Origin of the sequence: Solimonas fluminis, from assembly GCF_002930645.1 — a bacterium.
Classification (GTDB): Bacteria; Pseudomonadota; Gammaproteobacteria; order Nevskiales; family Nevskiaceae; genus Solimonas_A; species Solimonas_A fluminis.
In genome coordinates this window covers 190,203-210,845 of the sequence record NZ_PSNW01000004.1, presented here as the reverse complement: position 1 = coordinate 210,845, position 20,643 = coordinate 190,203, and the positions used below count along the sequence as shown (strand labels likewise).

The 20,643-nt window shown below is 70.9% G+C and carries 14 protein-coding genes; 8 read left to right on the top strand and 6 right to left on the bottom strand.

The genetic code is table 11. The annotated features are described in order from the left end of the window. Positions 1-16 precede the first annotated feature (16 nt). The 4 genes from C3942_RS09425 (at position 17) to C3942_RS09410 (ending at position 6,225) form a co-directional block, all read left to right on the top strand. Positions 17-2,704 carry a DUF2339 domain-containing protein gene (locus C3942_RS09425; protein ID WP_104230128.1) on the top strand — a complete coding sequence of 896 codons (2,688 nt, stop codon included), beginning with the start codon at positions 17-19 and terminating at the stop codon, positions 2,702-2,704. Beyond that, positions 2,701-4,053 (top strand): DUF3999 family protein, encoded by a 1,353-nt coding sequence (locus C3942_RS09420; protein WP_104230127.1) that lies wholly within the window; start codon positions 2,701-2,703, stop codon positions 4,051-4,053. Before C3942_RS09425 ends, C3942_RS09420 begins: the two co-directional genes overlap by 4 nt. 187 nt (positions 4,054-4,240) lie before the next feature. Next, the gene (locus C3942_RS09415) at positions 4,241-5,005 is read left to right on the top strand and encodes an MBL fold metallo-hydrolase (protein ID WP_243393563.1); all 765 of its coding nucleotides are present in this window, start codon (positions 4,241-4,243) and stop codon (positions 5,003-5,005) included. A 191-nt stretch (positions 5,006-5,196) separates the two neighbouring features. Beyond that, positions 5,197-6,225 (top strand): DNA topoisomerase IB, encoded by a 1,029-nt coding sequence (locus C3942_RS09410; protein ID WP_104230125.1) that lies wholly within the window; start codon positions 5,197-5,199, stop codon positions 6,223-6,225. 15 nt (positions 6,226-6,240) lie between these two features. Here C3942_RS09410 and C3942_RS09405 read toward each other — a convergent pair whose 3' ends face one another. Further along, positions 6,241-6,777 (bottom strand): hemerythrin domain-containing protein, encoded by a 537-nt coding sequence (locus tag C3942_RS09405; RefSeq protein WP_165797394.1) that lies wholly within the window; start codon positions 6,775-6,777, stop codon positions 6,241-6,243. Positions 6,778-6,960: 183 nt separating this feature from the next. Between C3942_RS09405 and purL the strand changes: the two genes are divergently transcribed. After that, positions 6,961-10,800, top strand: coding sequence for a phosphoribosylformylglycinamidine synthase (gene purL / locus C3942_RS09400; RefSeq protein ID WP_104230123.1), 3,840 nt, complete (start codon positions 6,961-6,963; stop codon positions 10,798-10,800). A 221-nt stretch (positions 10,801-11,021) separates the two neighbouring features. Here the strand turns inward: purL and C3942_RS09395 are convergent, their stop codons facing one another. Continuing rightward, positions 11,022-12,374 (bottom strand): adenylate/guanylate cyclase domain-containing protein, encoded by a 1,353-nt coding sequence (locus C3942_RS09395; protein ID WP_165797393.1) that lies wholly within the window; start codon positions 12,372-12,374, stop codon positions 11,022-11,024. Between the two features lie 173 nt (positions 12,375-12,547). Between C3942_RS09395 and C3942_RS09390 the strand changes: the two genes are divergently transcribed. The 3 genes from C3942_RS09390 (at position 12,548) to C3942_RS09380 (ending at position 15,485) form a co-directional block, all read left to right on the top strand. Beyond that, positions 12,548-13,039 (top strand): DUF4442 domain-containing protein, encoded by a 492-nt coding sequence (locus C3942_RS09390; protein ID WP_104230121.1) that lies wholly within the window; start codon positions 12,548-12,550, stop codon positions 13,037-13,039. Between the two features lie 45 nt (positions 13,040-13,084). Further along, a complete protein-coding gene (locus tag C3942_RS09385) occupies positions 13,085-14,893 on the top strand; it encodes a long-chain-acyl-CoA synthetase (RefSeq protein WP_104230120.1) in 1,809 nt (602 codons plus the stop codon). Between the two features lie 136 nt (positions 14,894-15,029). Then, positions 15,030-15,485, top strand: a complete 456-nt coding sequence (locus tag C3942_RS09380; protein ID WP_104230119.1) for a DMT family transporter — start codon at positions 15,030-15,032, stop codon at positions 15,483-15,485. Positions 15,486-15,510: 25 nt separating this feature from the next. On the opposite strand, the gene C3942_RS09375 is transcribed toward C3942_RS09380, so the two are convergent. Genes C3942_RS09375 through C3942_RS09360 form a run of 4 tightly spaced genes read right to left on the bottom strand, consistent with a single transcriptional unit; the run spans position 15,511 to position 20,572 of the window. Further along, a complete protein-coding gene (locus C3942_RS09375) occupies positions 15,511-16,824 on the bottom strand; it encodes a thiolase family protein (RefSeq protein ID WP_104230118.1) in 1,314 nt (437 codons plus the stop codon). A 31-nt stretch (positions 16,825-16,855) separates the two neighbouring features. Next, a complete protein-coding gene (locus C3942_RS09370) occupies positions 16,856-17,734 on the bottom strand; it encodes a MaoC/PaaZ C-terminal domain-containing protein (protein ID WP_104230117.1) in 879 nt (292 codons plus the stop codon). Between the two features lie 14 nt (positions 17,735-17,748). Further along, on the bottom strand, positions 17,749-19,425 hold the full coding sequence (locus C3942_RS09365; RefSeq protein WP_104230116.1) for an AMP-binding protein: 1,677 nt from the start codon (positions 19,423-19,425) through the stop codon (positions 17,749-17,751). A 1-nt stretch (position 19,426) separates the two neighbouring features. Further along, positions 19,427-20,572, bottom strand: a complete 1,146-nt coding sequence (locus C3942_RS09360) for an acyl-CoA dehydrogenase family protein (RefSeq protein ID WP_104230115.1) — start codon at positions 20,570-20,572, stop codon at positions 19,427-19,429. Positions 20,573-20,643: the final 71 nt, after the last annotated feature.

The following is a 20,643-nucleotide window of genomic DNA, read 5'->3' as shown; positions in this document are numbered from 1 at the left end:
AAGGAATGAAACGCCGATGCTGACCCTGGGTTTCATCATCGCCGGCGCCCTGCTGGGCGCGGCTCTGCTGCACTTCGATGCCGGTATCCTGATCGGCGCGCTGTTCGGCTACCTGCTGGCGCGGCTGCGCGTGCAGGGCCAGCGCATCGAGGCGCTGCAGAAGCGGCTCGACGAGGCGAGGCCGGCGCCGCCCGCGGCGATCCCGGAGCCGGTGATGCCGGCGGACATGGCCGCCGCCGCGCCGCCGCCCGCGGCAACCGAGGCCGGCCCGGGCGCTCCGCCCGCGCCACCGGAACTGGACTTCGACGAAACGCCGCCCTTGCCGCCGCGCTCTGCGCTTCCCCCGGTGCCGGCCGGCCCCACGCTGATCGGCCGGGGCCTGGAGTGGCTGCGCGGCGGCAACCCGCTGGCGCGCCTGGGCATCGTCATCCTGTTCCTCGGCGGCGCCTTCCTGGCGCGCTATGCCGCCGAGAACAGCCTGTTCCCGCTGGAACTGCGCCTGGCCGCCATCGCCGCCGGCGCGCTGGCGCTGCTGGTCACCGGCTGGCGGCTGCGCGAGCGCCGCGCGATGTACGCGCAGATCCTGCAGGGCGGCGGCGTCGCCGGGCTGTACCTGACCCTCTTCGCCGCCGCGCGCCTCTACCACCTGCTGCCCACCGGGGCGGCGCTGGGCCTGATGGTGGTGGTGGCGCTGGCCGGCGCGGTGCTGGCGGTGGCCCAGAACGCCTTGCCGCTGGCGGTGATCGGGTTCAGCGGCGGCTTCCTGGCGCCGGTGCTGCTGTCGACCGGCTCGGGCAATCACGTGGCGCTGTTCAGCTATTACACCGTGCTCAATCTCGGCGTGTTCACGGTGGCCTGGTTCCGGGCCTGGCGCGAGCTGAACCTGGTGGGTTTCGTCTTCACCTTCGGCATCACCGCGCTGTGGCGCGCCAGCGGCTACGGTCCGGAGGATCGCCTCAGCGCGGATTTCTTCCTGCTGCTGTTCTGGGCGCTGTACCTGGCGATGTCGGTGCTGTTCGCGCTGCGCCAGCCGCCCAGGCTCAAGGGCTATGTCTCGGGCACGCTGGTGTTCGGCCTGCCGGTGGTCGCCTCGGGCCTGCACGCCTCGCTGGTGCGTGAGATCGACTACGCCATGGCCTGGAGCGCCCTGGGCTTCGGCCTGGTCTACATCGCGCTGGCGGGGGCGTTGCTGCGCCGTGGCGGCGCGGCGCTGCGCCTGCTGGCGGAGGCCTTCGCCGCCATCGGCGTGATCTTCGCCAGCCTCGCCGTGCCGCTGGCCTTCGACGAGCGCGCCACGGCGCTGATGTGGGCGGTGGAGGGCGCGGGGCTGATGTGGCTGGGCTTGCGGCAGCAGCGGCCGCTGGCGCGGCTGTTCTCGCTGCTGCTGCAGCTCGCCGCCGGCCTGCGTTTCCTGGCGCATGCCGGCGATCTGCGCGGCGAGCTGCTGTTCCTCAATGGCGCGTGGATGGCCAGCACGGCGCTGGCCGTGGCCGGCCTGCTCAGCGCCTGGTGGCTGCAGCGCCACCGGGAGTCGCTGACGCGCCACGAGGCGGCGCTGCCGCTGCTGATGTCGCTCTGGGGCTGCGCCTGGTGGTTCGTCGGCGGACTGGTGGAACTGGACCGCCACGCGCCGCCGGCCTGGGGTATCGGCATGGCGCTGGCCTTCCTGGCCCTGAGCCTGCTGTGGCTGGAAGCGCTGGGCCGCCAGGGCGACTGGCCACAGGCGCGGCGCATCGCGCTGCTGGCGATGCCCGCGGCACTGCTGCTGTCCCTGGTGATGGCGGACGATGCGCACCCGCTGGCGGCCGGCGGCGCGCTGGGCTGGCCGCTGCTGCTCGCAGCGGGCTGGCGCCTGCTCTGGCAGCTGGACCGCCAGGACGACGCGGGGCTGGCCCTGGCGCGCGCGGGCCTGCATGCCGCGCCGGCCTGGGCGCTGGCCGTGGCGGGCGCCTGGGAGCTGCACTGGCAGCTGCGCGGGGTGCCCGGCGTCTGGCGCGACCTGCCCTGGGGACTGCTGCCATTGCTGCTGTTGTGGCTCTGCGGCGCGCGGCAACTGCGCCCGCAATGGCCGCTGGCGCGGCATGCGGGCATCTACCGCGTGGTCGTCGCGCTGCCGCTGGCCACCGCCTTGGCGGTATGGACCGTGGCGCTCAACCTCGGCAGCGACGGCGATCCGGGATGGCTGCCCTACGTCCCCGTGCTCAACCCGCTGGATCTCGCGCTGGGGCTGGGCCTGCTGTCGCTGGCGGCCTGGCTGCTGTCGCTGGATGCGGCGCAGCGGGCGAGCCTGGGCTGGAGCGAGCGCTGGCTGCCCTGGGGCATGATCGGCGCGCTGGCCTTCCTGACGCTCAGCGCGGCGCTGCTGCGCGCCCTGCATCATGGCTACGGCACGCCGCTGGACGCCGGCGGCATCATCCGCTCGACCCTGGTGCAAGCCTCGCTGTCGGTGTTCTGGAGCCTGCTCGGCGTCGGCGCCATGCTGCTGGCCACGCGACGCGGCTGGCGCGCGCTGTGGATGATCGGCGCCGCGCTGATGGGCGTGGTCGTCGCCAAATTGTTCCTGCTGGACCTGTCCGGCAGCGGCACGCTGGCGCGCATTGCGTCCTTCCTCTGCGTGGGCTTGCTGCTGCTGCTGACCGGCTATCTCTCGCCGCTGCCCCCGGCCGCGGCCGAAACCAGGACCGAACCGGAGCCTTCCGCATGATGAAGCGGTCGTTCTGTGCCCTGTTGCTGTGCCCGCTGGCGGCGCTGGCCGTGCAGCCCGCCGACTACGCCCGCGGCCTGACGCTGCAGGCCGACGGCCAGCCGCTGCAGGAGCTGGCGGTGCCGGACGAGGCCTATGCCGGCGTACTGCGCGGCGACCTTGGCGACCTGCGCGTCTTCAATTCCGCGGGCGTGGCCGTGCCGCATGCGCTGTGCGCCGCCGAGCCCGGTGAGCCGCAGCGCGAGCTGTTGCCGTTGCCGCTGTTCACGCTGCAGGGCGCGGCTGTGACCGGCGAGGGTGGCCTGCGCATCGACGTGCGCACGGCCGACGGCGCCGGCGTGCAGTGGAGCGGCGCGCCCGCCGCCCCGGGTGCGCGCAGCCAGGCCTATGTCCTCGACCTGCGCCAGCTGCGCCATCCCGCGCAGGCGCTGCGGCTGGACTGGCGCAGCGACGACGGCAGCTCCGAGCTGCCGCTGCGCATCCTCGCCAGCGAGGATCTGGATCGCTGGGAGACGCTGGTGGCGCGCAGCACCCTGCTGCGCAGCCGCGATGGCGGCATGGAGCGCGGCCGCGTACCCCTGCCGGCCGGACGCCACGCGTATCTGCGCCTGGAGCGCGCCGGCAGCGGTGCGCCGCTGCGGATCCTGGGGGCCTGGGTGGAGACCGAGGCCGCCGCCGCGGTGCAGGGCTTGCTGCGTTTCGACGCCCTGGCGCAGCCCGCGGAAAAACCTGGCGTGCTGCGCTTCGACGCGCGCCGCCGCGCGCCGGTGGACCATGCCTGGGTGCCGTTGCCCGCGGCCAACATGTCGCTGCAGGTGCGCCTGGAGAGCCGTGCCGCGGCGCCCGGCGGACAGGACACTCGATGGCAGCCGCGCTGGAGCGGCGAGGTCAACTCGGTGACGCGTGCCGGAGCCGCCGCGGCCGCGCTGCGCTTTCCGCCGACCACCGACCGCTACTGGCGCCTGACGGTCACCGGCGGCAGCGAGACCCTGGGCGCCGCGCAGCCGCAGCTGCAGCTGGGCTATGTGCCGGCGCGGCTGCGCTTCCTGGCGCAGGGCGAAGGACCGTTCACGCTGGCCTTCGGCAGCGCCCGCGTCGAGCCGGTGATGCCGTCCTGCGGATCATTGCTGTCCGACCAGGACGAGACCGAGCGCCGCCGCCTCAGCGGCAGCGCGGTGGCCCTGCCGCCGGCGATCCCGCTCGGCGGGCCGGAGATGCTGACGCCGGCGCCGAAGCCGACGCCGCTGCGCCTGGTGCTGCTGTGGGCGACGCTGGGCATCGGCGCGCTGCTACTGCTGGCGATGGCGCTGTCGCTGCTGCGGCGCCTGCGGGAACCGCCGGCGGAATAGGATCTGTCCGGTTGCGGGATGCGGCGGCCAGACCGGACAATGGCACGATGATCCGCTTCGCTTCCCGAGGGCTCGCAGGAAAAAGAAGAATGTCCGGTGGACATCCTTCCCGGCGGGTGGGTGGCCATGGATGGCTACGCCGGGGCGCATTCGGGACACCCGGTTCCGCCATGGATGGCGCCAGGCCATGATCCGTTTTGCCAGTTTAGGGTCAGGCTCCAAAGGCAACGCCACGCTCATCGAATACCACGGCACGCGGCTGCTGGTGGACTGCGGCTTCGCGGTGAAGGAAGCGGAGGCGCGCCTGCAGCGGCTCGGCATCGCGCCGGACTCCCTGGATGCGATCCTGGTCACGCATGAGCATGGCGACCACCTGGGCGGCGTGGCGCGCTATGCCCGCCGCCATGGCACGCCGGTCTGGATCACCCATGGCACGTTCAACGCCTGGAACGATCCCAACGTGCCGGCGCTGCAGCGCTTCAGCCCGCATGACAGCTTCCGTATCGGCGGGATCGAAGTGCATCCCTACCCGGTGCCGCACGACGCCCGCGAACCCTGCCAGTACGTCTTCGCCGCCGGCGGGCAGCGCCTGGGCATCCTGTCGGACGCCGGGCACGTCACGCCCTACATGCGCGCCATGCTGTCGGACTGCGATGCGCTGATGCTGGAGTGCAACCACGATCCGCAGATGCTCGCCCGCGGACCCTATCCCGAAGCCCTGAAGCGTCGCGTCGGCGGCGGCCTGGGCCACCTGTCCAACCTGCAGAGCGCCGCGCTGCTGGCCACGCTCGGCGCCGGACGCCTGCAGCACCTGGTGCTGACGCACCTCTCCGAGGTCAACAACAGCCCGGACCTGGCCCGCGGCGCGGTGGTGGCGGCGCTGGAGCGCGACGAGGAGTGGATCGTCTGCGCGGGCCAGGACCAGGGGCTGGACTGGCGCGAGCTGGCATAGCGGACAAGCTTCCAGGAACCGTTCGCCTCGAGGCTGTCCCAGGGCCTTCCGGCGGGCACGGCAATGAACGGTTCGGCGCGCGGACCGTCCAGGCCGCGGCAGGCCCGGCCCGGGCGGCCGACGGGATTCGTGAACCCGGCCGGCCCCGTTCCGGTCTACCCCGCAGGCACCCAGGTCAAGGAGGACCGCCGATGCCGCGCACGCCGCTCACGCCGGAGCAGCTCGCTGCCCGCGCCGCGGGCTTGCGCTACGTCGATGACGCCGGGCCGGGTATCCGCCGCCGCCGGCTGCGCGGCGGTTTCGCCTATGACGGACCCGACGGCCGCCGCGTCCGCGACGCGGCCACGCTGGAGCGCATCCGCCGCCTCGCCGTGCCGCCGGCCTACACCGATGTCTGGATCTGCGCCGATGCCGCCGGCCATCTGCAGGCCAGCGGGCGCGATGCGCGCGGGCGCAAGCAGTATCGCTACCATCCGGACTGGCGCGCGGTGCGCGACGCCGACAAGTACGGGCGGCTGCTGCAGTTCGGCCAAGGACTTCCGCGCCTGCGCCGGCGCATCGCCGCCGACCTGAGGCGGCCCGGGCTGCCGCGGGAGAAGGTGCTGGCGGCGGTGCTGCGGTTGATGGAGAAGACGCTGATCCGCGTCGGCAACGTCGAGTACGCCCGCAGCAACGGTTCCTACGGCCTGACCACGCTGCGCAACCGGCACGTGGAGGTCAGCGGGCCGCGCATCCGCTTCGAGTTCCGCGGCAAGAGCGGCGTGCGCCATGCCAGCTCCATCGAGGACCCGCGCCTGGCCCGCCTCCTGCGCCGCTGCATGGAACTGCCCGGACAGGAACTGTTCCAGTACGTCGACGAAGCCGGCGAGCGCCGGCCGGTGGGCTCGGCGGACGTCAACAGCTACCTGCGCCAGATCGCGGGCAGCGAGTTCACCGCCAAGGACTACCGGACCTGGGCCGGCAGCGTGCTGGCGCTGGAAACCCTGCGGGCGGAAGCCGGCCCGCCGACCCGGGCGCGGCTGGCGGACATGTTCCGGCAGGTGGCGAAGCGCCTGGGCAACACGCCGGCGGTCTGCCGCAAGTGCTATGTCCACCCGGCGGTGATCAGCAGCTACCTCGAAGGCGGTCTGCCGTCGCCGCCGCCGGGCCGCCGGCCGGTGGGCGAGGCGGCGCTGCTGGCACTGCTGCGGCGAAGAAGGCGAAGCCGGAATCCTGTCTAGCCCGTCTCGACGTGCTCAGGGAGCGAAGCGCGGTTCGGCGCTGCCGATCCCGTCGCCGGGCGGCAACAGGGGGCTCAGGTCCTCCTGCAACTGGTCCTGCAGTTCGCGCAGGTCCCCGCCGAGTTCCCGCAGGTCCAGGTCCGCGGCTTCCAGCAGCGGCCAGAGCGCCTCCTCTTCCAGGTCCAGGTGCTCCAGCGCTTCTCCGGCCAATTCCTCCTCGGCCGCCCGGCGCTCGCCAGGGTCCAGGTCGCCGGTTTCCAGCCGGTCCACTTCCTCCTGCAGGCGCCCATGGCGGGCTTCGGCCTCGTCCAGGGCCTGCCCGCCGGGGCTGGCGGCGCGCAGGGCGGGGTAGAGCAGTTCCTGCTCGAGCTGGCTGTGGATCTTCAGTGCCAGGCAAGCCTCTTCCAGCAGTTGCCGGCGCCGTTCCTCGTCGCCCGCCTCGGCGTGGCGGCCGAGCAGCCCGCGCAGGCGGCGGTGGCTGTCCTGCAGGAAGGCGAGGGCGTCGGGACGGTCGGGCTTGCCCGGCCCCGGGCGGGTTTTGCTGCGGGCCATGATGGTCTCCATGTCGATGAGGCCCCGCAGGAGGCGGGGCGGCGCGTTCCATCGCGCAGGTTTGTGACTGGGGCCCGCCGGCCGGAGTTCCGGTTCGGAAAGTCAGGAAATGGGGGGCCAAAAATGCGAAAATGGCGGTCGCCCGTACCCTCCCGCCCTGACTGGCGGTCCTGCCGAGCCCCTATGTCCCTGACTGTCCTCCCCGGTGCCGCCTCCCTGTCGGCATTCCGCCTGGAACGCCTGCTGGCTACCCTGCGTCCCCATGCCCCCGGCCTCAGCGGCCTGCGCGTCATCGACCTCTACCTGGTCGATGCCGACGACACGGTCGCCCGGGCGGACCTGCGCCGACTGCTGGGCGACGGTCCGGACAGCCTGCCGGCGGCCGATGGCCGGATCTACGTGGTGCCTCGTGTCGGCACTACCTCGCCCTGGTCCAGCAAGGCCACGGACATCGCCAGGGTCTGCGGCCTGGCCGGCGTGCGCCGCGTGGAACTGGGCCGGGCCTACCTGCTGGAGGGCGCCGCCAGCTTGCCGGACGAGGCCTACGCGGCCCTGCATGACCCGATGATGGAATCCGTGCTGCTGGACGAGACGGCCCTGCAGCACGTGTTCGACGGCCAGGCGCGCCGCAGCCTGCGCACGGTGGACGTGCTCGGCGGCGGCAAGCCGGTGCTGGTCCAGGCCAATGCCGACTGGGGCCTGGCCTTGTCCGAGCAGGAGATCGACTACCTCGCAGCCCACTACCAGCAGGCCGGCAAGAATCCGACCGACGCCGAACTGATGATGTTCGCGCAGGTCAACAGCGAGCACTGCCGCCACAAGATCTTCAATGCGGAATTCACGCTGGATGGCCAGACGCAGGAGCTGTCGCCCTTCCAGATGATCCGGCTGACCCATGCCGCCGCGCCGGAAGGCGTGCTGTCCGCCTACAAGGACAATGCCGCGGTGGTACAGGGGCCGACCGCGATGCGCTTCTTCCCGGAAGGCGACCGCGTCTGGCGCGAGCACGAGGAGCCGGTGCACATCCTGATGAAGGTGGAGACGCACAACCACCCCACCGGCATCTCCCCGCACCCGGGGGCCGCCACCGGCGCCGGCGGCGAGATCCGCGACGAGGCGGCCACCGGCCTCGGCGGCAAGCCCAAGGCGGGCCTCTGCGGCTTCACCGTGGCCAACCTGAAGATCCCCGGATTCGAGCAGCCCTGGGAGGCCGACCTCGGCCGTCCGCCGCGCATGGCCAGCGCGCTGCAGATCATGCTCGACGGCCCCATCGGCGCCGCCGCCTACAACAACGAGTTCGGCCGCCCGAACCTCGCCGGCTACTTCCGCACCTTCGAGATGCGCACGCCGGATCGCCGCAACCGCGGCTACCACAAGCCGATCATGATCGCCGGCGGCTACGGCAACATCCGCGAAGGCCATGTCGAGAAGCGCACCGTGGTCGAGGGCGCGAAGCTGGTCGTGCTCGGCGGCCCGGCGATGCTGATCGGCCTGGGAGGCGGCGCCGCCTCGTCGATGGCCACCGGCGCCTCCAGCGCCGAGCTGGACTTCGCCTCCGTGCAGCGCGCCAATCCCGAGCTCGAGCGCCGCTGCCAGGAAGTGGTGGACGCCTGCTGGGCCATGGGCGCGGCCAATCCCATCCTGTCGATCCATGACGTCGGCGCCGGCGGCATCTCCAACGCCCTGCCGGAACTGGTGCATGCCGACGGCCGCGGCGGCCTGTTCCGCCTGCGCGACGTGCTCTCGGCCGACCCGGCGCTGTCGCCGATGGAAATCTGGTGCAACGAGTCGCAGGAACGCTACGTGCTCGCCATTGCGCCGCAATCGGTGGCGCTGTTCGAGCAGCTCTGCAAGCGCGAGCGCTGCCCCTTCGCCGTGGTCGGCACCGCCACCGCCGAGCAGCAGCTGGTGGTGGAGGACGGGCTCGACGGCAACCGTCCGGTGGACATGCCGATGCCGGTGCTGCTGGGCAAGCCGCCGCGCATGAAGCGCAGCAGCGAGCGCCAGGCGCCGGAACTGGAGCCGCTGAAGATCAAGGGCCTCAACTGGACGGAGGCCGCCGAGCGCGTGCTGCGCCTGCCGGCCGTGGCCAACAAGAACTTCCTCATCACCATCGGCGACCGCACCGTCGGCGGCCTGACCGTGCGCGACCAGATGGTCGGCCCCTGGCAGGTGCCGGTGGCCGACTGCGCCGTCACCGCCAGCGGCTTCGAGGCGACCACCGGCGAGGCCATGAGCATGGGCGAGCGCCCGGTGCTGGCGCTGCTCGACGCGCCGGCCTCCGGCCGCATGGCCGTGGGCGAGGCCATCACCAACATCGCCGCCGCGCGCATTGCCCGGCTGCGCGACGTGCGCCTGTCCGCCAACTGGATGGCCGCCTGCGGCCAGGGCGACGAGGACGCGCGCCTCTACGACACCGTGCGCGCCGTCGGCGCCGAGCTGTGCCCGGAACTGGGCCTGGCGATCCCGGTGGGCAAGGACTCGCTTTCCATGAAGAGCGTCTGGCAGCAGGACGGCCAGACCCGTACGCAGACCGCGCCGCTGTCGCTGATCGTCTCGGCCTTCGCGCCGGTGGCCGATGTGCGCCGCTCGCTGACGCCGCAGCTCAAGGCCGACACCAATACCCGCCTGCTGCTGATCGACCTCGGCGAGGGCCGCAACCGCCTGGGCGGTTCGGCGCTGGCCCAGGTCTACGGCCAGATCGGCGACCAGTCGCCGGACCTGGACGATCCGCAGCTGCTCAAGACCGCTTTCGAGCTGGTGCAGACGCTCAACGGCGAGGGCCGCCTGCTGGCCTACCATGACCGCTCCGACGGCGGGCTGTTCGCCACGCTGGCCGAGATGGCCTTTGCCGGCCACTGCGGCCTCGACGTATCGCTGGACGGCGTCGGCGACGACCCGGTGGCGGCACTGTTCAGCGAGGAGCTGGGCATGGTGCTGCAGGTGTCCGCGGCCGACGCCATCGACGTCGCGGTGCGCGCCAAGGCCGCCGGCCTGCCGGTGCACGAACTGGGCGCGCCGATCGCCGACGACATGCTGCGCATCCGCTTCGATGGCAAGCTGCTGCTGGCCGAGTCGCGCGAGCGCCTGCACAAGGTCTGGGCGGAAACCAGCTACCGCATGGCGGCGCTGCGCGACAACCCGGACTGCGCCCGCGAGGAGTTCGACAACGTCGGCGCCAAGGACGACCCGGGCCTGGGCATGAAGCTGAGCTTCAAGCCGGCCACGCCGGGCATCCAGCTGGGCCGCCGCCCGCGCGTGGCGATCCTGCGCGAGCAGGGCGTCAACGGCCACGCCGAAATGGCCTGGGCCTTCCATACCGCCGGATTCGATTCGGTGGACGTGCACATGAGCGACATCCTCGAGGGCCGCACCAGGCTGGCGGACTTCGCCGGCCTGGTCGCCTGCGGCGGCTTTTCCTATGGCGACGTGCTGGGCGCCGGCCTGGGCTGGGCGCGCACCATCCTGTTCAACGAGCGCGCCCGCGCCGAGTTCCAGTCCTTCCTGGCGAACCCGGAGCGCTTCGCGCTGGGCGTCTGCAACGGCTGCCAGATGTTCGCCGCGCTCAAGGACATCGTGCCGGGCGCGGAAGCCTGGCCGGCCTTCCGCCGCAACCGCAGCGAGCAGTTCGAGGCGCGCTGGACGCAGGTGGAGATCCTGGAGTCGAAGTCGCTGTTCTTCGCCGGCATGGCGGGCTCGCGCCTGCCCATCGCGGTGGCGCACGGCGAGGGCCGCGCGGAGTTCTCCGCCGAGGGCCATCTCGCGGCGCTGCAGGGCGCGGGGCAGAACCCGATGCGCTACATCGACAACCACGGCCGCGTCGCCACGCGCTACCCGCAGAACCCCAACGGCTCGCCGGCCGGCATCGCCTCGGTCTGCAACGCCGACGGTCGCGTGACGATCCTGATGCCGCACCCGGAGCGCAGCGTGGCCGGCACCGCCGGTTCCTACTGGCCGCAGCGCTTCGAGGGCCACACGCCCTGGCTGCAGATGTTCAGGAACGCGCGGAAGTTCTGCAAATGACCCGCTGGGGAGAGCCGCAGGTCGAAGCCCGTTCGTACTGAGCCTGTCGAAGTACGAGCGGATTCAAGGGTAGGTGGCCATCCACGGCGGGACTGCGGTTCGCCTATTGAGCCCCTGCCCGGCCATCCGTGGCCGGGCGTTCGGCGGGCGGATGTCCGCTGGACCTCCGCTTGTTCCGCCTCACCCTTCGACAGGCTCAGGGCGAACGGTGGAGAGGCAGGCTATTCGTCCGACGCCGAATCATCCAGCGCATACAGCCGCCAGCGCCCCTCCACGCCCTTCAGCCGGTATTCCCCGCGGCGGCGGAAGCCGAAGTCCGAGCCCGCCAGCAGCGCGCGCAGGGTGCTGGACACCATGATGTCGCCGGGCGAGGCCTCGCCCATCACGCGGGCGCCGATGTGCACGGTCAGGCCGCGCACGCTGGGACCCACCACCTCGCATTCGCCGGCGTGCACGCCGACGCGGATCTCCAGGTCCAGCGTGCGCGCTTCCTCGCGGATCGCTCGGGCGCAGAGCAGGCTGCGGCCGGGGCTGTCGAAGGTGGCGAAGAAGCCGTCGCCGGCGTTGTCCACCTCGTGGCCGCGGAAACGGTGCAGCTGCTTGCGCACCATGCGGTGGAAGCGGCTCAGCAGGTCGTGCCAGGCGGCATCGCCGCGTTCGGTGGCCAGCACGGTGGAGCCGACCAGGTCCAGGAACAGCACCGTCACCAGCACGCGGTCGGCGTAGACCTTGGAGCGGCCGCCGGTGAGGAATTCCTCGACGATGCCCAGCACCTCGTCGCCGCGGTCGATGGCGAAGAAGGATTCGCTGCCGTCGATACCGACGCGGCGGCTGCCGGCGATGCGTTCCTCGAGATACTGGGCATGCGCGGTGGCGTCCATGTACGGATACTCGCGCCGGTGCAGCAGCAGCGTCGGGCAGCGGATCGACGGCAGGCGGTCGCGCAGGTCCATGTTGAGGAAATGGCGGGTGTGCGCCTCCACCACCCGCGGCGTCGCGGCGGCGCGCTGCAGGCGCGCCACGCCGGCCAGGAAGTGGCTGTCGCCGGCGCGGGCCGGGACCAGCGTCGCGGCCAGGCCTTCCGTGGCCCAGTGCTTGCGCAGCATCGCGCAGTGCTGCTCGGCGCGTTCCGGCGGCTCGCCCACCGGGTGGTCGGGCGCACGCAGGTAGCGCGCCGTGGCGTTGCCCAGGATCAGCGCGGACACCCGCTTGGGATAGCGTGCGGCAAAGGCGATGGCGATGGCGCCGGCCTCGCGCTCGGCGAAGATGGCCGCCTTCTCCGAGCCGGCGGCGTCCAGCACCGCGAGCAGGTCCGCGGCCCAGTCGTCGGCGCTGGGCAGGGCCTGCGGCGAGATGGGGCCGGAGGCACCCATGCCGCGGCGGTCGAACAGGATCAGGCGCGCGAAGTGGGTGATCTGGCGCCAGAAGCGTTCCACCTCGGGCAGGTCCCACAGCAGATCCACCTGGGTGGTGATGCCCCCCAGGTGAACCAGGTCGAGTTCGCCCTCGCCCAGGGTCTGCCAGGCGATGTCGTTGCCGCCGCTATCGGCATAGAAGGTCTGGGGCGCGGCCAAAGCGGGCTCCTCGTCTTGTCGTTGTGCGGCCAGCATAGCGCTAACCGCCCGGGCCGGGCGGCGCATTCGCCGCCGCGCCGCTGCCCCCTGGGCGAGCGGGCAAGGGCGCGCCGGGGAGCGCGTGCTAGGCTCGGGAGATACCCAAGCAAAGCCCCGATCCGAGCCTGCCCGCCATGTCCAAGCCCAGCCTGCTCCGTACCGCCGTCGACCGCGTCCGGCGGCTGCCCAAGCCCCTGTTCAGCCGCGCGGTGACGCGCATGTTCAACTTCCAGGTACGCTTTGCCGGCACCGCCGGCATACGCTTCGAGGAACTCTCGGAAGCGCGCTCGGTCCTGGTACTGGAGAACCGCAGGAAGGTGCAGAACCATATCGGCGGCGTGCATGCCGCGGCCATGGCCCTGCTGGCGGAGACGGCGACCGGCGCGGTATTCGGCATGAACGTGCCGGCCAGCCATCTCCTGGTGATCAAGAGCATGAACATCCGCTATGTTCGGCGAGCCCAGGGCGACCTGCGCGCGGTGGCCACGCTGGGTGCCGAGCAGCGCCTGCGCATCCTCAGCGAGCCCAAGGGCGACCTGCTGGTGCCGGTGACGGTCACCGACGAAAGCGGCGAGCAGCCGATCGAGTGCGAGATGGTCTGGGCCTGGACGCCGAAGAAGAAGTAGGACTCAACGCTGTCATTAGAACGACTAGAGAGACGAGGAGGAACAATGAGCGACCAGGACAACCGCGTGCGACTGCGCGACATCGCCAAGGGTGTCGTGAGCACGCTGCCGGACTTCATGACGGTCAACAAGGGCCTGCTGCAGCTGGTTTCGCTGCGTCCCGGCTGGCGCGGATCGATCGGCTCCGTCATCGAGAAGCATGCCCGCAACAACGGCGAGCGCGTGGCGCTGGCCTTCGAGGGCCGCCGCTGGACCTACGCGCAGTTCAACGCCTGGGCCAACCAGGTGGCGGCCCTGCTGCGCGAGAAGGGCGTGAAGCCCGGTGATGCCGTGGCCGTACTGATGGAGAACCGTGCCGAGGTGCTGGCCTGCGTCGCCGGCATCGTCAAGCTCGGCGCCATCGCCGGCATGCTCAACCACCAGCAGCGCGGCGAGGTGCTGGAGCACAGCATCCGGCTGGCCAAGGCCAAGGTCATCATCGTCGGCGAGGAATGCGTCGCCGCGCTGGAGAGCACCACCTGCGAGCCCGGCCGCGACGGCGAGCGCCTGTACCTCTGGGAGGGCGAGGGCAAGGCGCCGCGCGGCTATACCTCGATGCGCCCCCTGGTGCGCGACATGCCGGACGGCAACCCGCCGGAGACGGCGCAGATCATCCAGAAGCAGCCGGCCTTCTATATATTCACCTCCGGCACCACCGGCCTGCCCAAGGCCTCGGTGATGTCGCACTACCGCTGGCTCAGCGGCATGGCCGGCGTCGGCCAGGGCTCGCTGCGCCTGAAGCCGGAAGACATCTTCTACTGCTGCCTGCCGCTGTACCACAACAATGCGCTCACCGTGAGCTGGGGCGCGGCACTGGGCAGCGGCGCCACGCTGGCATTGAGCCGCAAGTTCAGCGCCTCGCGCTTCTGGGACGAGATCCGCGACTACAACGCCACCGCGTTCTGCTACATCGGCGAGCTGTGCCGCTACCTGCTGAACCGGCCGGCCAGCAGCAACGACCGCAACCACCGCGTGCGCGTGGCCATCGGCAACGGCCTGCGCCCGGAGATCTGGGACGAGTTCCAGAACCGCTTCGGCATCGAGCGCATCTGCGAGTTCTACGGCGCCAGCGAGGGCAACCTGGCCTTCATCAACGGCTTCGGCCTGACCAAGACCGCCGGCTTCTGCCCGATGACCTTCGCCATCGTGGAGTTCGACGCCGACACCGAGCAGCCGCTGCGCGATGCCAGGGGCTACATGAAGAAGGTGGCTTCCGGCGGCATCGGCCTGCTGATCAGCGAGGTCACCGAGCGGCGTCCCTTCGAGGGCTATACCGACCCCAAGGCCAGCGAGGCCAAGCTGTTCCGCAACGTCTTCAAGAAGGGCGATTGCTGGTTCAACACCGGCGACCTGGTGCGCGACCAGGGCTACAAGCACATCGCCTTCGTCGACCGCGTGGGCGACACCTTCCGCTGGAAGGGCGAGAACGTCGCCACCACCGAGGTGGAGGGTGCGCTCAACCGCCATCCGGCGGTGGAGCAGGCCGTGGTCTACGGCGTGCAGCTGGCCGGCTGCGACGGCCGTGCCGGCATGGCGGCGCTGAGCTGGAAGGGCGGGGCGCTGGACGGACGGGACCTAGCCCGGCATCTCGGCGGCATCCTGCCGGCCTATGCGGTGCCGCTGTTCCTGCGCCTGCGCGAGGAGCAGGAGATCACCGGCACCTTCAAGTACCGCAAGGTGGACCTGAAGAAGCAGGGCTTCGATCCCGCGGCTTCCGGCGAGCCGATCTACGTGCTCTGCGACCGCAGCCGCGGCTACGAGCCGCTGACGCCGGAACTGTTCCAGCGCATCAGCAGCGGGGAACTGCGGCTGTAGCGCGATTTTCGATCCGTTCGTGCTGAGCCCGTCGAGGCATGAACGTATTCCAAGCGAGGCCAACAGGTTGCCGCGCCCTTTGACAGGCCCAGGGGAACGGCAACGCGATCCGGGCCATGGCGGGTGGGAGATTGGCATGCCGCTTTACTACGTCCTCGCATTCGCCATCGGCGTGCTGCTGCCGCTGCAGACCGCCATCAACAGCAACCTGCGCGCGCAGCTCGGCGACAGCGTGCTGCTGGCGACCATGGTTTCCTTCGGCGTCGGCGCGCTGACCATGGCGCTGCTGGCCCTGTGCAGCGGGGAGCGTCCCGGCCTGCAGGCGCTGTCGCAGCTGCAGTGGTGGCAGTTCAGCGGCGGCCTGCTGGGCGCGGCGATCGTGGCCGGCAGCATCCTGCTGGCGCCGCGCATCGGCCTGGCCGGCATGACGGCGCTGGTCGTCGGCGGCCAGCTTTGTGCCTCCCTGCTGTTCGACCGCTACGGCTTCCTGGGCCTGGCGGAGCGCGCGCTGACGACACCGCGCGTGCTGGGCATGCTGCTGGTGCTGGCGGGCATCCTGCTGGTGAACTACGGCGACCGGCTGCGCGCCTGAGCGCCGTTGCTGCTTCGCCGCCCGGTCAAAGCCGGTCGGCGTTCTCCAGCAAGATCGCGGCCCCCAGCCCGCCGCCGGCGCAGCTCGACACCACGGCGTAGCGCTTGCGTTCCTGCTGCAGGCGGCGCGCGGCGGTGGTCAGCAGGCGCACGCCGGTGGCGGCGAATGGATTGCCCAGGGCCAGCGATCCGCCCCAGGTGTTGAGCCGGTCTTCCGGGATCATGCCGATAGCCTGCGGCAGGCCATGATGCTCGCGGGCGAATTCGGCGGAGCCCAGGCAGGCCTGGTTGGCAAGGATCTGCGCGGCGAAGGCTTCGTGCAGTTCCCAGACGGCGATGTCGTCCATGTCCAGGCCGTTGCGCTGCAGCAGCTTGGGGATGGCCATGGCCGGGCCCAGCAGCATCTCGCTGAACAGATCGTCCACGCCGGCCAGCACGTAGTCGCGCACCACGGCCTGCGGCTCCAGCTTCAGCCGCCGTGCCGCGCCCAGGCTGGACAGCAGCAGGGCGCCGGCGCCGTCGGTCAGTCTCGAGGCGTTGCCGGCGGTGACGATGCCATGCTCCCGGTCGAACACCGGCTTGAGGCGCGCCAGCTTCTCGGGGCCGGCATCGTCGCGGATCGAGTCGTCGCGCGTGACCGCCTCGCCGCGGCCCGGCAGCTGCACGGGCACGATGTCCTCGGCATAGCGGCCTTGCTCCCAGGCCCGCAGGGCCAGGGCATGGCTGCGCGCGGCGTAGCGGTCGCTCTCCTGCCGTGCCACGCCGAATTTCTTCACCATGGCCTCGGTGCAGGCGCCCATCGTCATCTTGGTGGTGAAGTCGGAGGTCGAGGGCATTTCCGGCAGCAGGTCGGCCGGGCGCAGTCCAGCCAGCACGCGCAGCGCATTCTTCGCGGAGGGGTCCTGGTTCAGCTGCATCAGGCCGCGGCGCAGGCGCTGGCGCACCCGCACCGGAGGATCGGAGAAGGTCTCGGTGCCGCCGGCAATGGCCAGTTCCGCGCGGCCCAGCGAGATCATGTCGCAGACCGTGCCGACGGCGATGTTCGGCGACAGGCCGGCCATCGACAGCGTGAAGGCCGGGATGGTGCTCGGCAGGCCGGCACCGAGCATGCATTCGCGCGCGACGTTGGTGGTCTCCACCTCGTGCACCACGGTACCCATGGCCACCACGTCCACGCGTGCGGCGTCGATGCCGGTCTTCTCCACGAGGCCGGCGATGGCGCGTGCGCCGAGTTCATGGCTCATCAGCTGCGCGTAGGCCCCGGCGGTTTCCATGAAGGGAGTGCGGGCACCGCGCAGGATGACGGGCAGGCGGTCGTGGGTTTCAGCAGGAGCATTCATGGGCAGTGGCCGGGGTTGGAGGGGATGGACTTTAGCCGGTAAAGCTGCCGGCAAGGTGGAGCCCGCCGTCGCGATTGCGCAGGCGGAAGGCGCGGCGGCCCTGGGCGTCCGGGGCCGCGAGCTGTACCTGCAGGCCGGCGCTGGGCAGGGGCAGGGGACGGATGAAGCGCAGGTCGATGTCGGAGATCTCCTGCTCCGCGTCGGCCAGCACCTCCCAGCTGCGGGCCACCATGCCGAAGCCGTGGAGGATGCAGCCGCGGAACTTGGAGCGCCGCGCCAGGGGCCAGAAGGTGTGGATGGGGTTGAAGTCGCCGGTGAGCAGGCCGAACCGGAGGCCGTCGTCGGCGTCCACCGACCATTCGCCGACGGTCCGGTACTCCGGCTCCACCCGTGCCGCCGGTTTGGCTTTCGCGGCGCCGCGCTTGGGGATGCTGGCGTAGCTGTCCACGATCACCGCGTCGTGCTGCTGCGACCAGCCGGCGACGATGCGCGTGTGGATGCGCACGCGCTGCTCGTCTTCCGAGACCTCCTCCAGGTGGCCGCGCAGCAGCAGGTCCTCGCCGCGCGGCAGCGGTGCCCTGAGTTGCAGGCGCAGGCCCTGGTTGAGGATTTCGGTGACGTTGTAGGGGGCCTGGCCACCGACGCGCGCCAGCATGCCGAAGGCCCAGTGGCTGCAGAAATGCGGCGGCAGGGTGTCGCGGTAGCGCGCCGGCGGCGCACCCGACCAGGCGGCGTAGTGGTCCACCAGGCGCTGCGAAGGGGCGGCGACGCGTTCGGTCAGCGTGCGCGGGGTTTCCGGCAGGCGCCTGGGCCGCGTCAGCGGGCTCATCGAGCGCAGGGCGACGCCGAAGGAGGTCACCAGGGTGGGAATCTGCTCGCGGACGAGCGACAGGGGGAGGTCGATGCTCATGGGAGTGCTCCGGATTACTGCCAGACCACCGGTTGACGCCTGGCGTACCAGCCGTCCAGTCGGGGGCCATAGACTTCTTCGATGACGTTGCGCTTGATCTTCAGGGTCGGGGTGAGGAATCCATTGCCGATGTTCCACTCCTCGGAGACCACGGTCACGAAATCGAGCTGCTCGTGGTCATCCAGGCCGGCGTTGACCTGCTCCAGGTGAGCCGACAGCGCGCGCGTCATCTGCGCGCGGACCTGTGCATCGGCACTGCGGCGGCGTGCCTCCGGAGAGAGCATCAGCAGCGCGCAGGGCTGTCCCTGGTAGGCGCCGCCGGTCACGCAGCAGGCCTCCACGTCGGCGAACTCGGTCAGGCGGTTCTCGATCGGCGCCGGCGCCACGAACTTCCCCTTGGCGGTCTTGAACAGTTCCTTCACGCGGCCGGTGATGCGCAGGCGGCCCTGTTCGTCGATGACGCCCTTGTCGCCGGTGCGGATGTAGCCGTCGTCGGTGAACAGCTCCCGGGTCCTTTCCTCGTCACGGTAGTAGCCCAGCGTATTGCCCGGGCTGCGCACCAGCACCTCGCCCTCGCGCGACAGCCGGCACTCGACGCCCTCCATCACCTGGCCGACATAGCCGACACGCACCTGTCCCGGCCGGCACATGTGGGTGAGGCCGAAGAACTCGGTCATGCCGTAGCCCTCCAGCAGTTCCAGCCCCAGGGCCCGGTACCAGTTCATGCTGCCCTCGGGCAGCGGTGCCGCGCCGCTGCCGGCCATGCGCACGGAATCCAGTCCGAGCTGGGCCAGCACCTTGCGGCGGACTGCGCGGGCCAGCAGCGGCAGCCGGAGCAGCCGGCGCAGGCGCTTCTCGGGCAGGCGCGCCGAGACTCCCTGCTGGAATTTCACCCAGAGCCGCGGTACCGAGATGAACACCGTCGGGCGTGCCCGCCGCAGGTCTGCCAGGAAGGTGTCCAGCGATTCGCCGAAATACAGCGGCATGCCGGTCTGTATGGCCGGCATCTGCACGGCCGACCGTTCCGCCGCGTGGGACAGCGGCAGGTAGGACAGCATGCGGTCGTCCGCCGTGATGCCGTTGCTGCGCGCGGCCATCTCGCCCATCCAGCCCAGCGTGGCGAAGCTGTGCATTACGCCCTTGGGGCTGCCGGTGGTGCCGGAGGTGTACATGATGGTGGCCAGGTCATCGGCTGCGCGCACCGGGCGGCCTTCCAGCGGCGCCGTGCGGGCAACGATGTCGTCCCAGGCCGGGAAATCGTTGGGCGGCGAATAGGGAAAGCTGATGCGCTGCACGCCGTCCGGCACGCCCCGCAGCATCTGGTCCCAGGCATCGAGCTTGCCGGCGAAGACGGCGCAGGCGCCGCTATGTTCCAGCACCTGCCGCACGGATTGCGCCGTCAGCGTCGGATACAGCGGCACCGAGACGTAGCCCGCCATCCAGATCGCGAAGTCCGCCATGATCCAGTGGGCGCAGTTCTTGGACATGATGGCGATCCGCGATCCGGGTTCATGCCCCTGCGCCTGCAGCCAGGCGGCGACGCGCCGCGCTTCGTCCACCGCCTGCCACCAGCTGTATTCGCGCAGCTGTCCGCCGCCCATCGGCTGGACCAGGAAGCGATGGTTGGCACGGGCGCGCTCCCAGTGCCAGATGCGCTGCAGCGGCAGGTTTCCGGCATCCACCGTCGCCATCTCAGTAGCCCATCTGGCGTGCAGCCAGGTCCTTCATGATCTCCAGGGAGCCGCCGCCGATGGTCAGCACCTTGGTCTCGCGGTAGATGCGCTCCACCTTGGCGCCACGCAGGTAGCCGGCACCGCCGAAGATCTGCATCGCCTCGCTGGCGACGAATTCGAGGGAGGTGGTTGCCAGGGCCTTGAGCATGCACAGTTCCGCCACCGGCATCTGGCCCTGCGTGATGCGCCAGACCAGCAGGTCCAGTTGCGCGCGCACCGCCTCGATCCGCGTGCGCATGTCCACCAGCTTGTGGCGGATCACCTGGTTGCGGATCAGCGGCTTGCCGAAGGTCTGGCGTTCGCGCGCATAGGCCAGGGATTCGTCGTAGCAGACCTGGGCGAAGGCCAGGGCGTTGGCGATCAGGCCGACCCGCTCGTTGTTGAAGTTGAGCATGATCGCCATGAAGCCGGCGTTCTCCGGACCGATGCGGTTGGCGACCGGTACGCGGCATTCGTCGAAGTACAGGGAGGCGGTATCCGAACACCACCAGCCCATCTTCTGCAGCGGGCTGCGCGTGAATCCCGGCGTCCCGGCCTCCACGACCAGCAGCGAGATGCCGGAGAGGCCCGGTTCGCCGGTGCGTACCGCCACGGTCAGGAAGTCTGCGCGCATGCCGGAGGTGATGAAGGTCTTGGCGCCGTTGATCACATAGTGATCACCCTCGCGGCGTGCCGCGGTCCTGAGATTGGCGACGTCGGAACCCCCGCCCGGCTCGGTGATCGCCAGTGCGGCGATCTTCTCGCCCGCCAGCACCGGTGCGGCAAAGCGCGCCTTCTGTTCCTTGCTGCCGACCTTGCAGATGGGCGGCGTGCCGATGCCGTGGCTCATCAGGCTGGCGATCAGGCCGCCGCTGCCGGCGCGGGCCAGCTCCTCGGTCAGCACGATGGCGTAGAAGGGATCCACGTCGATGCCGCCGCAGTCCTCGGGAAAGCAGACCTGCAGCAGGCCGGCTTCGGCGGCCTTGCGATGCAGTTCGCGCGGCAACTCGCCCGCGGCTTCCCAGGCATCGATATGCGGGGCGACTTCCTTCTCGACGAAGCGGCGCGCCTGCTGGCGGAAGGTATCGTGATCCTCGGTATAGAACGGCGAGGGGCGCTTGGACAGGGCGGTAATGGCGCTACTCCGATATGGCGGCCGGAGGCCGCGGAACAGGTTGGCACTGTAGGGGCGGTCCC